Below are 14023 nucleotides of genomic sequence, written 5' to 3'. Positions count from 1 at the left end.
AGAGAAGAACAGGTGCACCAGTGAGACCACATCGCCTCATCGCCGCCTCGGCGGTCCTGCTCGCAGGAGCCGCCGCGCTCACGGGCTGCAGCGGCTCCGGCGGCGGATCCTCGGACGGATCCGCCTCGATGACCCTCTGGCAGAACTCGACCACGGGTCCGGGTCTGCAGTTCTGGAAGGACGCGGCCAAGGGCTTCGAGAAGGCCAACCCGGGCGTCAAGATCGACGTCCAGACCGTGCAGAACGAGGACTTCGACGGCAAGCTCCAGACCGCCATGAACTCCGGCAGCGCGCCGGACATCTTCCTGCAGCGCGGCGGCGGGAAGCTGCAGGCGATGGTCGAGGCCGGCCAGGTCAAGGACATCACCGACGGCATCAGCGCAGCGACGAAGAAGGTCATCCCGGCCGCGTCGCTCGGCGCCGAGTCGCTCGACGGCAAGGTCTACGCGATGCCCCTCTCGGTCCTGCCGAGCGGCATCTGGTACTCGAAGGACCTGTTCAAGGAGGCCGGCATCGACGGCACCCCGAGCACGCTCGACGAGCTGAACGCCGACATCGCGAAGCTGAAGGCGAAGGACATCGCCCCGGTCGCCCTCGGCGCGAAGGACGCGTGGCCCGCCGCGCACTGGTACTACAACTTCGCGCTGCGCGAGTGCGCGCCCAGCGCCCTCGAGTCCGCGGCGAAGTCGAAGAGCTTCTCGGACCCCTGCTGGCTGAAGGCCGGCCAGGACCTGCAGCAGTTCAAGGACACGAAGCCCTTCAACGACGGCTTCCTCACCACCGCCGCGCAGCAGGGCGCGGGCAGCTCGGCCGGCCTCGTCGCGAACCACAAGGCCGCGATGGAGCTCATGGGCGCCTGGGACCCGGGCGTGATCGCCTCCCTCACGAAGGACGAGAAGCCGCTGCCCGACCTCGGCTGGTTCCCGTTCCCGGAGATCTCCGGCGGCTCCGGCAAGCCGGGCTCGATCCTCGGCGGCGTCGACGGGTACTCCTGCTCGCAGGCGGCCCCGCCCCAGTGCGTCGACTTCCTGAACTACATCGCGAAGACCGAGCAGCAGACGGCCTACTACAAGGCCTACAACTCGCCGCCCGTCAACACCGAGGCGCAGGCCGCGGTCAGCGAGCCCTACCTGAAGGACGTCGTGAAGGCCTACAACGCGGCGCCGTTCGTGTCGCAGTGGCTCGACACGGTCTACGGCCAGAACGTCGGCAACGCGCTGAACGTCAGCGTCGTGAACCTGCTGGCCGGCAAGGGCGACGCCGCGGGCATCGTCAAGACGACCAACGACGCGGCGAAGAAGGGCTGACGCACCGATCATGACCGTCCGCGAGCAGCTCCCCCAGGGTCAGCGCTCGTCCGGACCGCGATCGACCGCAGGGGGCGGCGTGCACGTCACGCCGCCCCCTGCGGCGCGCCGTCGCCCCAGGGGCTCCTCCTGGCGCAACCGGCTCGAGATCGCGGTCCTGACGGGCCCCGCACTCCTCGTCTTCATCGCCTTCGTGATCCTGCCCGTGGTGGCGGCGGCCTACTACGGCTTCTTCCGCTGGGCCGGGTACGGCGTCCCCACGCAGTTCGTCGGGCTGCAGAACTACCTGACGATCCTCCAGGACCCGACCTTCCTCGACGCGCTCAAGCACAACGCGATCATCGTCGTGCTGTCGCTCGTGCTGCAGGGCCCCATCGCGATCCTGCTCGCGCTGCTGCTCAACCGGCGCATGCGCGGGCAGAGCGTCATCCGCGTGCTGATCTTCGTGCCGTACGTGATCTCCGAGGTCGTCGTCGGCACCGGCTGGTCGCTGATCCTGCAGACCAGCGGCGCGCTGAACGACGCCCTGCGCGGCATCGGCCTCGGCGGGCTCGCCACCGACTGGCTGTCGAACCCCGACATCGCGATCTGGACGCTGATGGGGATCATCACCTGGAAGTACATCGGCTTCGCGGTGATCCTGTTCCTCGCCGGCCTGCAGGGGATCCCGGAGGAGCTGACCGAAGCCGCGTCCATCGACGGGGCGACGTTCTGGCAGATCCAACGGCGCATCACGCTGCCGCTGCTCGGTCCGACGATCCGGATCTGGGCGTTCCTGTCGGTCATCGGCGCGCTGCAGCTGTTCGACCTCGTCTACATCATCTGGGGCCAGTACGTCGCGTCCACGGCGGGCACCTCCACCATGGCGACCTACCTCGTGGTCAACGGCCGCAACGCCGGCAGCTACGGCTACGGCAACGCGGTCGCCGTCGTCCTGTTCCTGATCTCCCTGATCGTCGCCCTCGTCTACCAGCGCTTCGTGCTGCGCCGGGACACCGAGGGCGCGCTGACCGGAAAGGGCCGCTGATGGCCGTCACCACCGCCCTGCCGTCCTCGACGCTGCGGAGCCCGAGGAAGCGGCGCCCCACCGGCTTCAGCGCCAGGTCGACCGCCGGCGTCTGGGTCGTCGCGGTCGTCGTGATCGGCCTCATGCTTGCGCCCGTCGCGTATATCGTGATCGGCGGGTTCCGCACGAACTCGCAGATCACGGAGTCGCCCGCCGGCTTCCCGGCGCCCTGGGTGCTGCGCAACTACGTCGACGTGCTGACCGGGTCGCTGTTCTGGCGCCTCGTCGGCAACTCGCTGATCGTCGGGCTGGTGACGACGGTCGGCGTCGTCGTGCTCGGGCTGATGGTGAGCTTCGTGATCGCGCGCTACGAGTTCCGCCTCCGCGGCGCGATGTACGCGCTGTTCGCGGCGGGCCTGATGTTCCCGGTGACCGTCGCGATCACGCCGCTCTACATCGTGGTGAAGAACCTCGGCCTGGCGAACACCCTCGCGGGCGTGATCCTGCCGCAGATCGCGTTCGGCCTGCCGACGACGGTGATCATCCTCGTGCCCTTCCTCCGCGCCATCCCGGCCGAGATCCAGGAGGCGGCGGAGATCGACGGCGCCAGCCGACTCGGGTTCTTCTGGCGGATGATCGTGCCGCTGTCGATCCCCGGCGTCGTGACCGTCGGGATCCTCGCGTTCATCGGCAGCTGGAACAGCTACCTGCTGCCCCTCTTCATCCTGAACAACCCGGCCACGTTCACCCTGCCGCTCGGCGTGCAGCAGTTCTCGTCGCAGTATTCGGTGGACACTGCTCGGGTGCTCGCGTTCACATCGCTGTCGATGCTGCCCGCGCTCGTGTTCTTCTCCGTGTTCGAGCGACGCATCGTCGGCGGGCTGACCGGAGCCGTGAAGGGATGACCGACATGACCATCGACGCCGCCACGGCGACCGCGGACGCGGGCGTGTTCTCGGAGCGGGTGCTCGCGCTGCACGCGCGGATGACGCTGGAGGAGAAGCTCGCGCAGCTCGTGGGCTTCTGGGTGGACCAGGGCGGGGAGGCGGTCGCGCCCATGCAGGGCGAGATGGCGCCCTCCCCCGCCTACGACGAGGCGACCCGGCACGGGCTCGGGCAGCTGACGCGCGTCTACGGCACCCGCCCGGTCGACCCGCTCGAGCGCGCCCGCTGGCTGCGCGACGAGCAGCGCCGGCTGATGGCGGAGACCCGCCTCGGGATCCCGGCGCTGGTGCACGAGGAGTGCCTGACCGGGCTCGCCGCCTGGCAGGCGGCGACCTTCCCGACGCCCCTCGCCTGGGGCGCCGCGTTCGACCCGGCGCTCGTCGAGCGGATGGGCGCCCTGATCGGCGACTCGATGCGGCAGCTCGGGATCCACCAGGGCCTCGCGCCGGTGCTGGACGTGATCCGCGACCCGCGCTGGGGCCGGGTCGACGAATGCATCGCCGAGGACCCGTACGTCGTCGGCACGATCGGCACCGCCTACGTGCGCGGCCTGCAGTCGGCCGGCATCCACGCGACGCTGAAGCACTTCGTCGGGTACTCCGCCTCCCGCGCAGGGCGCAACCACGCGCCCGTGTCGCTCGGCCGGCGCGAGCTGCAGGACGTGTTCCTGCCGCCGTTCGAGATGGCGGTGCGCGACGGCGGCGCCCGCTCCGTCATGAACTCCTACACGGAGCTCGACGGCGAGCCGATCGCGGCGTCGCGGCGCCTGTTCACCGAGCTGCTGCGCGAGACGTGGGGCTTCGACGGCGTCGTCGTCTCCGACTACTTCGCCGTCGCCTTCCTGGCCGTGATGCACCGGGTCGCGGCCGATCGCGGCGAGGCCGCGGAGCTCGCGCTGACCGCGGGCATCGACGTCGAGCTGCCGACGGGCGACGCGTTCCTCGCGCCGCTCGCCGAGCGCATCGCCGCCGGCGACGCCGACGAGGCCGTCGTGGACCTCGCGGTGCTGCGCGTGCTCGCGCAGAAGGAGGCGCTCGGCCTGCTCGACGAGACGTTCGACGCGGAGCCGGAGGCGGTCGACCTCGACTCCCCCGCGCACCGCGAGGTCGCGCTGCAGCTGGCCGAGGAGTCCGTCGTGCTGCTCCGCAACACCGGCGTGCTGCCGCTCGCCGGCGCCGCGCGCAGCCGCATCGCGGTGGTCGGCCCCAACGCCGACCGCTCCGAGGCGCTGATGGGCTGCTACTCCTTCGCCAACCACGTGCTCGCCCACCATCCGGGCGTGCCGCTCGGCTTCGAGATCGCGCCCGTCCTCGAGGCGCTGCGCACCGAGCTGCCCGACGCGACCATCGCCGCGGCCGCCGGCTGCGCGGTCGAGGGCGACGACCGGTCGGGCTTCGACGAGGCCGTCGCGGCCGCGGCGGCCTCCGACGTCGCGATCGTCGTCGCGGGCGACCAGGCCGGGCTCTTCGGCCGCGGCACGGTCGGCGAGGGCAACGACGCGGAGTCGCTGGACCTGCCGGGCGTGCAGCGGGAGCTGGTGGAGGCCGTCGTCGCCACCGGCACGCCCACGGTGCTCGTGCTGCTCACGGGCCGGCCCTACGCGCTCGACTGGGCGATCACCGGTGCGAGCGCACCGGCCGCGGTCGTGCAGGCCTTCTTCCCGGGCGAGGAGGGCGGCACCGCGATCGCCCGCATCCTCTCGGGCCGCACGGCGCCCTCGGGGCGGCTGCCGGTCTCCCTCCCCCGCGCCGCGGGCGCGCAGCCGTACTCGTACCTGCACCCCGTGCTGGGCGGGCCGTCGGAGGTGACCGCCGTCGACCCGACGCCGGTGCTGCCGTTCGGCCACGGCCTCGCGTACACGACGTTCGAGCACGCCGACCTGCAGGTCGACGGCGCGGTCGCCGCGGGCGACGTGCTCACGGCGTCGGTGCGGGTGCGCAACACCGGCGACCGCGCCGGCACGGACGTCGTGCAGCTCTACGCGAACGACGTCGTCGCCACGGTGACCCGCCCGGTCGCGCAGCTGCTCGCGTACGAGCGGGTCGCGCTGCAGCCGGGCGAGGAGGCGGTCGTCCGCTTCGCCGTGCCCACCGCGCTGCTCGCCTTCAGCGACCGCCGCATGGTGCGCTCGGTCGAGCCCGGCGAGGTCCGGCTGTGGGTCGGGCCCTCCTGCGCGAGCGAGGAGACGGTCGCCACGACGACGATCACGGGGCCCCGGCACGACGTCACGGCAGCCGACGGCCGCGTCGCCACCGCCCGCGTGGAACGCTCCGGCGCCCGCGCCTGACCGCTCGGCGAGGTCGGCGCATGCTCAGGTGATCAGCAGCGCGCCGACCTTGCCGAGCCGCCGGCGACGGACTATGTTGTCCGACGCAACATTTTCGCTTCAACGAGGAAACGGAGCCTCTCATGGCCGAGAAGCCGACCCGCGACGACAAGTTCTCCTTCGGTCTCTGGACCGTCAACTACAACGGCTCGGACCCGTTCGGCGGCCCGACCCGCGCGCACCTCGACACGGTGCACGTGGTCGAGAAGCTCGCCGAGCTGGGCGCCTACGGCCTGACCTTCCACGACGACGACCTGTTCGCCTTCGGCTCCACCGACGCCGAGCGCCAGACGGAGATCGACCGCCTCAAGCAGGCGATGAGCGACACCGGCATCGAGGTGCCGATGGTCACGACCAACCTCTTCAGCGCGCCCGTCTTCAAGGACGGCGGCTTCACCTCCAACGACCGCGCCGTCCGCCGCTACGCGCTCCGCAAGGTGCTGCGCAACATCGACCTCGCCGCCGAGCTCGGCGCGAAGACGTTCGTCATGTGGGGCGGCCGCGAGGGCGCCGAGTACGACTCCGCCAAGGACATCCGCGCCGCGCTCGAGCGCTACCGCGAGGCCGTCAACCTGCTCGGCGACTACGTCACCGACAAGGGCTACGACATCCGCTTCGCCATCGAGCCGAAGCCGAACGAGCCCCGCGGCGACATCCTGCTGCCGACGCTCGGCCACGCCCTCGCCTTCATCGAGACGCTCGAGCGCCCCGAGCTGGTCGGCATCAACCCCGAGGTCGGCCACGAGCAGATGGCCGGACTGAACTTCGCCGCCGGCGTCGCCCAGGCCCTGTACGCCGGGAAGCTGTACCACATCGACCTCAACGGCCAGCGCGGCATCAAGTACGACCAGGACCTCGTCTTCGGTCACGGCGACCTGCAGAACGCCTTCGCCCTCGTCGACCTGCTGGAGAACGGCGGCCCCGACGGCGGCCCGACCTACGACGGCCCGCGCCACTTCGACTACAAGCCGAGCCGCACCGAGGACGAGACCGGCGTGTGGGACTCCGCCGCCGCGAACATGCGCACCTACCTGCTGCTCAAGGAGCGCGCCGCGGCCTTCCGCGCCGACCCCGAGGTGCAGGAGGCGCTGCAGGCGTCGAAGGTCACCGAGCTGCGCACCCCGACGCTCGGCGAGGGCGAGACGTACGACGCGCTCCTCGCGGACCGCGGCGCGTTCGAGGACTTCGACACCGACGCCTACTTCAACGGCCGCGGCTTCGGCTTCGTGCGCCTGCAGCAGCTCGCGCTCGAGCACCTGCTCGGCGCCCGCTGATCGACGGCTCCTGAGGGCAACGCCGGCATGACGCTCGTCGCCGGGGTCGACTCGTCGACCCAGAGCTGCAAGGTGGTCGTCCGCGACCTCGACTCGGGCGCCGTCGTGCGCTCGGGTCGGGCGTCGCACCCGGACGGCACGGAGGTGGACCCCGAGGCCTGGTGGCGCGCGCTGCTGGTCGCGATCGAGGACGCGGGCGGCCTGGCCGACGTGGAGGCGGTCTCGGTCGGCGGGCAGCAGCACGGCATGGTCGCGCTCGACGCCGAGGGCCACGTGGTCCGGGACGCCCTGCTGTGGAACGACACCCGTTCCGCGCAGGCGGCGCGCGATCTGATCGAGGAGGTCGGCGCGGAGCGACACGCGAACGGCACCGGCACGGTGCCCGTCGCCTCGATCACGTCGACGAAGCTCCGCTGGCTCCGCGACGCCGAGCCGGACAACGCCGCCCTCGTGGCGGCCGTCGCGCTGCCGCACGACTGGCTGACGTGGCGTCTGCTCGGGTACGGCCCGGAGGAGGTCTCCCCCTCCGGGCCCGTGCTCGAGGCGCTGACGACGGACCGCTCCGACGCGTCCGGCACCGGCTACTTCGACCCGGTCCGCAACCGCTACGACCGCGGGATGCTCGAGCTCGCGCTCGGGCACGACGTGGTCCTGCCGCGGGTCCTCGGCCCGTCCGAGGCCGCCGGCCGCACGATCGAGGGCGTCGAGGGCGTGCCGGCCGGCGTGCTCGTCGGCGCCGGCGCGGGCGACAACGCCGGCGCCGCGCTCGGCCTCGGCGCCGTCGCGGGCGACGTCGTCGTCTCGATCGGCACCTCGGGCACCGTGTTCGCGGTCAGCCCGACACCGGCGCACGACGCCTCCGGCACCGTCGCGGGCTTCGCCTCCGCGTCCGGCGAGTTCCTGCCGCTGATCGCGACGCTGAACGCGGCGCGCATCCTCGACGTGACCGCCCGCCTGCTCGGGGTCGACCACGACGAGCTGGGCCGGCTCGCGCTGGCCGCCGCTCCCGGTGCGGACGGCCTCGTGCTCGTGCCGTACTTCGCGGGCGAGCGCACGCCGAACCTGCCCGACGCGACCGCGTCGCTCAGCGGCATGACGCTGGGATCCACGACGCGGGAGAACCTCGCCCGCGCAGCCGTCGAGGGCCTGCTCTGCGCGCTCGCCGACGGCCTCGCCGCGGTGCAGGGCCAGGGCGTGCACGCCGAGCGCCTGCTCTTCGTGGGCGGCGCGGCGCAGAACCCGGCCGTGCAGCACGTCGCCGCGCAGGTGTTCGCCGAGCCCGTGGTCGTGCCGCAGCCCGGCGAGTACGTGGCGCTCGGCGCCGCCGTGCAGGCCGGCTGGGCGCTCACCGGCACGCGGCCGCAGTGGCCCGTGCCGGACGTGGCCTCTCCCGCGCCGGACCACCGGCCGGAGATCCTCGAGGCCTACCGCGCCGCTGCCGCCCGCGAGCGCTGACGCCCGTCCGGTCCCGGGTCGCTCGACCCGGGACCGGACGACGTCGTCAGCGGATCAGTCGTCGTCGGAGGCCGACTCGGTCTCGGCGGCGTCCGCGGCGTCGGCGATGCGGTCCGCCTTCGCGGCGCGCTTCGCGGCGCTGTCCGCGCGGTGCCTGGCGTGCTCGGCCGTCCTCGCGGCGTGCCGTGCTGCGCGAGCCGCGCGCGCGGCCGCCTTCCGCGCCGCCTTGTCGGCGTGCCGCTGCGCGTGCGCGGTGAGCTTCGCGGCCTTCTTCTCCGCCTTGGCAGCCGCCTTGGCCGCCTTCTTCGCGGCGTGCTGCGCCTGCTCCGCGCTGCCGGCGGCTCGATCCGCGACGGTCCGCTCGGCGGTGCGGTCGGTGCGGACCGCGTTGCCCGACCGCGTCGAGTCGGTGCCGTCCGGGTACGTCGCCGTGACGGCGGCGGAGTACAGCGTGTCCGGGTCGAGCGACGCGAAGTCGTGCCGCAGGGCGCCTGCGGGCTCGTCGGCCGCGGCCGCGAGCGCTGATCGTCCCTTCGGCCCGGTGCGCAGCTCGACGGTGAAGCCCGTCGGGGCGACCGCGCCGCGCTCGAGCTCCCACGTCACGCGGACCCCGTCGTGTCCGAGGGCGCGGACCTTCACGGCGTGCAGCTCGGCGACGGAGGCGTCCGCGGCGTCGTCCGAGACGCCGTCGTCGTCCGCCTCCTGCTCGTCCTGGTGCTCCTGCTCGTCCTGGTCCTCCTGCTCGGCCTGGTCCTGCTGCTCGTCCTGGTCGCCCGCCTCCACCCCGTCCTGGTCGTCGGCCGGAGCGGTGATCGTCGTCGTGACGGGTGCGTCGTCGTCGTGGCCGGACGCGGAGGCCGCGGACATCGGCAGGACGGCGAAGGCGCCGATGGCGGCGGTGGTCGCCACGGCGACCGCGATGGAACGGGTGATGCGCAAGATCTCCCCCAAGATCGTCGGTGCGCGCAGCGTAGGGGCGGGCGCCGGCGCGTCCCAGACCCCGGTGCGGGGCACAGGCCGCCGCGCCGGAGCCGGCGTTCGGGCCGCCGCGGTAGGAATGGTCGCGTGAAGGCGGCGACGATCTACGACGTCGCACGCCTCGCGGGCGTCTCGCACCAGACGGTGAGCCGGTTCCTGTCCGGCTTCGAGGGCATCCGGCCCGAGACGAAGGCGCGGGTCGAGTCCGCCCTCGTCGAGCTCGACTACCGGCCGAACGCCGCCGCGCGCCAGCTGCGGACGCGCCGCGTGAACCGCATCGGCGTGATCGCCGACCGGGTGGACCAGACCGGGCCGGCCCGCATCATCGCGGGCGCGACCGCCGCGGCCCGCGAGCGCGGCTACCTGCTCGACGTGGTCCTCACCAACGGCATCGAGGTGGAGGCGGTCGAGGCCGCGCTCGCCCTCGTGAACGAGCACCGCGTCGCCGGCCTGCTCGCGACCGCGCAGACCGACCGGATGGTCGAGTACCTGCGGGAGCACGCACCGGCCGCGCCGATGGTCGTCGACGCCCGGCTCACGGTCGAGCTGGATGGTCCTTCCATGAACGAGTACGCGGGCGGGATCGCCGCGGACCACCTCCTCGAGCTCGGTCACCGCCGGGTCGGCTACGTCAGCGGCCCCCGGGCGTGGCTCGCCGCGTCGGGCCGCATGAGCGGCTTCGCGGAGCGGATGCGGGAGGGCGGCGGCGAGGTCGTCTGGACCCGGGAGGGCGACTGGTCGGCCGACTCCGGCGCGGAGGCGTGGCGCGGCCTGACCCCGTCCGAGCGCGCGGTGACGGCCATCGCCTCGGGCAACGACAGCATGGCGATCGGCCTGATCAGCTCGGCGATCGCCGACGGCGTCCGGGTGCCGGACGACCTGAGCGTCACGGGCAACGACGACATCCACGAGTCGCGCTACCTCCTGCCGCCGCTGTCCACCGTGTCGGTCGACTTCGAGGGCGAGGGTCGTGTGCTGATCGAGCAGCTCCTCGCCCAGATCGACCCCGAAATCGAGGCGCCGCGGCGCGGTCGGCTGCCGTACTTCGTCGCCCGGGGCTCCACCCGCCCGCTCTGACGCGTCGGCGGTGCGCCGGATGACGAGCGGATAACGACTCGCCGAGCGCCTCCAGCGGTCCTTGCACGAGGGTCGCTTCCCGGCTACCGTCCTCGCAACGCCCGGATGTTATCGACAACATCCACGGATGATTGGTCGACGATGACTGCTGCTCCCCGGTTCTCCGGTGTCCTGTTCGGTGCCGCGTACTACGCCGAGTACCAGCGACAGGGCACCCTGGACCGGGACCTCGACCTCATGGCCGAAGCCGGTTTCACCGTCATCCGGGTCGGCGAGAGCGTGTGGTCCACGTGGGAGCCGCGCGAGGGCGAGTTCGACCTCGACTGGCTGCAGCCGGTGCTCGACGGCGCCCGGGCGCGCGGCATCGGCGTGATCCTCGGCACCCCGACCTACGCGGTCCCGCCGTGGCTGCAGCGGCTCCACCCCGAGATCGCGGCGGAGACCTCGACCGGGGTGCGGGTCGGCTGGGGCGCCCGGCAGGAGATGGACCAGAGCCACCCCGCCTACCGCTTCTACGCGGAGCGGGTCGCGCGCGCGGTCGTGCAGCGCTACGCCGACCACCCCGCCGTGATCGGCTACCAGGTCGACAACGAGCCCGGCAACCTGCTGCCGCACAACGAGCACACGTTCCAGCGCTTCGTCGACTGGCTGCGCGTCCGGTACGGCACCGTGGAGGAGCTGAACCGGGAGTGGGGCCTCGTCTACTGGTCCCACCGGTTGTCCGACTGGGCCGACCTGTGGCGGCCGGACGGCAACCTGATGCCGCAGTACCAGCTCGAGTGGCGCCGCTTCCAGTCCACCCTTGCCACCGACCTGATCGCGTGGCAGGCGGACCTGGTGCGCGAGTACGCCCGCGACGACCAGTTCGTGACGACGTGCATCTCGTACAGCCGCCCGCAGATCGCGGACGACGAGCTCGTCGCCTCGCTCGACGTGGTCGCCGGCAACCCGTACTACAAGATGCAGGACGGCCTCGACGCGAGGCTCGAGGTGCCGCGCGAGGAGCCCTGGTGGAGCACCGGCGTGTGGGCGCTGTTCCAGTGGGGCGACCGCGCGTTCTCGTCCGCGCAGACGCAGTACCTCGTGACCGAGACGAACGCGCAGTCGATCGGCGGCCCCTGGCAGAACCACCCGCCCTACCCGGGCCAGATCAAGCAGGCCGCCCTCGCGCTGCTCGCCCGCGGCGGCCGCATGGTCGAGTACTGGCACTGGCACACGCTGCACTTCGGCGTCGAGACCTACTGGGGCGGGGTGCTCCCTCACAGCCAGCGGCCGGGCCGGATCTACCGCGAGGTCGCGGACCTCGGCGCGACGCTCAAGGCGCTCGGGTCCGCGCTCGACGCCTACGAGCCCGACGCCGACGTGCTCGTCCTGTACTCCGCCGACACGAAGTGGTCGTTCGAGACCTACGGTCCGCTCGCGCTGCCGAGCGGCGCGCCGGACCCGCACGCGTACCTGCGCATCTTCGACGCCTTCTACCGCGGGCTGTTCGAGTCCGGCGCGCAGGTACGGGTGCAGCACCTGAAGCAGTTCGTCGCCACGGACGTCGCGGAGCTCGTGCGCCGGTACCCCGTGCTCGTCGCGCCGGCCGTCTACGTCGCGGACGACGCGGTGCTGACGCACCTGCGGGACTACGCGGAGGCGGGCGGTCACCTGGTCGTCGGCGTGCGCACCGGCTACGGGGACGAGCTGGCCCGCGCCCGGCTCGCGGTCGCGCCGGCGCTGCTCGCCGACGCCGCCGGGGTCCACTACGACGAGTACAGCAACCTCGAGTCGCCGCTGGGCGTCGAGGCCCTGCCCGATCAGGCCGGGATCGAGCTGGAGGCGGGCGCCGCCGGCACCGGCTGGGTCGATCTGCTCGAGGTCGACGACGCCGAGGTGCTGGCCCGGTTCGCGCCCACCGAGCTCGGAGCCGACGCGGCCGTCACCACCCGGGCCTTCGGCGCCGGGCGGATCACCTACGTGGCGACCGTGCCGAACCCCGCGCTCGGCCGCAGCCTCGGCCGCTGGCTCGTGCCCGCTCCGCAGCGCGCGGCCTGGCGCGGCGGCGACGCCGTCACCGTCAGCACCGGCCGCGCCGGCGCCTCCCGGATCGTGTTCATCGCGAACTGGTCCGCCACCCCGACCACCGTCGTCGCGCCGGCGGCCGCCACGGACCTCGTGTCCGGCGCGGTCCACGCGGCGGGCGACGAGATGCCCCTCGGCCGACGCGACGTCGTCGTGCTCGAGGTCCCGGACGACTCGGCCGAGTAGTCCGACCCCTTTCGACGAGGAAAGAACCCCATGCTCTCGAGACGCCAAGCAGTGCTCACGTTCGGCGGCATCGCCGCCACGACCGCGCTCGCCCTCACCGGCTGCGCCCCCTCCGTCGGCGGCAGCACGTCGGGCGGCGGCACGAAGAAGGCCTCGCAGGCCGACATCGACAAGGCCCTGAACACGGCCACGACCCTCACCTTCTGGACCTGGGTGCCGGACATCCAGAAGGAGATCGACCTCTTCACCGCGAAGTACCCGAAGATCACGGTCAAGCTCGTCAACACCACGGGCGGCGCCCAGCACTACCCGAAGCTCCGCAGCGCGCTGAAGGCCGGCAAGGGCATCCCCGACGTGGCGCAGATGGAGTACCAGAACATCTCGTCGTTCACGCAGACGAAGAGCCTCGCCGACCTCGCGCCCTACGGCGCAGCGGCCGAGGAGAGCAAGTACGTCGACTGGGTGTGGAAGCAGGTCGCGTACAACGGCGGCGTCTGGGGCGTCCCGCAGGACACCGGCCCCCTCGGCACCCTCTACCGCAAGGACATCTTCGACAAGGCCGGCATCTCCGCCGTCCCGGAGACCTGGGACGACTTCTCGAAGGCCGCCGCGACGATCAAGTCGAAGACCGGCTCGTTCATCACGAACGTGCCGACCTCCGACGCCGCCCACTGGTACGGCTTCTTCTGGCAGGCGGGCGCGAAGCCCTTCTCGTTCGACGGCAAGAAGACCGTGTCGATCGACCTCGACTCCGCCGACACCCAGAAGGTCGTCGACCTGTGGCAGCCGCTCATCCAGAAGGGCTACGTCTCCACCGACGCCGACTTCACGGACGAGTTCTACCAGGGCCTCTCCCGCGGCAAGTACGCGAGCTGGATCGTCGCGGCCTGGGGCCCGATCTTCCTGCAGGGCACCGCGAAGAACACGAGCGGCAAGTGGCGCGCGGGGAACATCCCGCAGTGGTCCGCGGGCGCGAACGTCTCGGGCAACTGGGGCGGTTCCACCGACGCCGTGATGGAGGCCTCGCAGAACAAGCTCGTCGCGTACGAGTTCGCGAAGTTCCTCAACACGAACAAGGAGTCCGCGCTCAAGCTGGCGAACGAGCAGTTCCTGTTCCCGCCGACGAAGGCCACGCTCGCGGACTCGGCGTTCACGGACCAGAAGTCGGAGTTCTACGGCGGCCAGCAGGTCAACAAGTTCTTCGCCGGGGTCTCCGACACCGTCGACAAGGACTTCCAGTGGCTGCCGTTCATGGACTACGTGAACTCCAGCTTCACCGACACCCTCGGCAAGGCCGTGGCCGCCCACGGCGACCTGCGCGCCGGACTCAAGCTCTGGCAGAGCCAGGTCGTCACCTACGCGAAGCAGCAGGGCTTCACCGTCAAGTAGTCCCCTCGGCGCC

General features: G+C 72.2%; 10 protein-coding genes. 9 read left to right on the top strand and 1 reads right to left on the bottom strand.

What is annotated here, in order from left to right; genetic code table 11:
- The first annotated feature begins 20 nt into the window (after positions 1-20).
- The 6 genes from ABEA53_RS00715 to xylB all read left to right on the top strand — a co-directional run bounded on the left by ABEA53_RS00715 (position 21) and on the right by xylB (position 8313).
- Positions 21-1307: an extracellular solute-binding protein gene (locus ABEA53_RS00715; protein WP_345478979.1), complete on the top strand. Its 1287-nt coding sequence runs from the start codon at positions 21-23 to the stop codon at positions 1305-1307.
- Between the two features lie 10 nt (positions 1308-1317).
- On the top strand, positions 1318-2334 hold the full coding sequence (locus tag ABEA53_RS00710; RefSeq protein WP_345478978.1) for a carbohydrate ABC transporter permease: 1017 nt from the start codon (positions 1318-1320) through the stop codon (positions 2332-2334).
- Entirely contained in the window at positions 2334-3218 is an 885-nt protein-coding gene (locus ABEA53_RS00705; protein WP_345478976.1) for a carbohydrate ABC transporter permease, read from the top strand. Before ABEA53_RS00710 ends, ABEA53_RS00705 begins: the two co-directional genes overlap by 1 nt.
- Positions 3215-5545 (top strand): beta-xylosidase/alpha-l-arabinosidase, encoded by a 2331-nt coding sequence (locus tag ABEA53_RS00700; protein ID WP_425550575.1) that lies wholly within the window; start codon positions 3215-3217, stop codon positions 5543-5545. The genes ABEA53_RS00705 and ABEA53_RS00700 overlap by 4 nt, the downstream gene beginning before the upstream one ends.
- 122 nt (positions 5546-5667) lie before the next feature.
- Entirely contained in the window at positions 5668-6858 is a 1191-nt protein-coding gene (xylA, locus tag ABEA53_RS00695) for a xylose isomerase (RefSeq protein WP_345478975.1), read from the top strand.
- A gap of 27 nt (positions 6859-6885) precedes the next feature.
- The gene (gene xylB / locus ABEA53_RS00690) at positions 6886-8313 is read left to right on the top strand and encodes a xylulokinase (protein ID WP_345478974.1); all 1428 of its coding nucleotides are present in this window, start codon (positions 6886-6888) and stop codon (positions 8311-8313) included.
- 54 nt (positions 8314-8367) lie between these two features.
- Here the strand turns inward: xylB and ABEA53_RS00685 are convergent, their stop codons facing one another.
- Complete coding sequence (locus tag ABEA53_RS00685; RefSeq protein WP_345478973.1) at positions 8368-9252, bottom strand: fibronectin type III domain-containing protein; 885 nt, start codon at positions 9250-9252, stop codon at positions 8368-8370.
- A 126-nt stretch (positions 9253-9378) separates the two neighbouring features.
- Here ABEA53_RS00685 and ABEA53_RS00680 point away from each other — a divergent pair, with 126 nt between their 5' ends.
- The 3 genes from ABEA53_RS00680 to ABEA53_RS00670 all read left to right on the top strand — a co-directional run bounded on the left by ABEA53_RS00680 (position 9379) and on the right by ABEA53_RS00670 (position 14010).
- Positions 9379-10368, top strand: a complete 990-nt coding sequence (locus tag ABEA53_RS00680) for a LacI family DNA-binding transcriptional regulator (RefSeq protein WP_345478972.1) — start codon at positions 9379-9381, stop codon at positions 10366-10368.
- Between the two features lie 141 nt (positions 10369-10509).
- Positions 10510-12621, top strand: coding sequence for a beta-galactosidase (locus ABEA53_RS00675; protein WP_345478971.1), 2112 nt, complete (start codon positions 10510-10512; stop codon positions 12619-12621).
- A 30-nt stretch (positions 12622-12651) separates the two neighbouring features.
- Positions 12652-14010 carry an ABC transporter substrate-binding protein gene (locus ABEA53_RS00670; protein ID WP_345478970.1) on the top strand — a complete coding sequence of 453 codons (1359 nt, stop codon included), beginning with the start codon at positions 12652-12654 and terminating at the stop codon, positions 14008-14010.
- Positions 14011-14023 lie beyond the last annotated feature (13 nt).

This window comes from Amnibacterium soli (assembly GCF_039544415.1).
Taxonomy (GTDB): Bacteria; Actinomycetota; Actinomycetes; order Actinomycetales; family Microbacteriaceae; genus Amnibacterium; species Amnibacterium soli.
The sequence above is the reverse complement of the archived record's forward strand: the minus strand, read 5'-3'. Positions and strand labels throughout refer to the sequence as shown.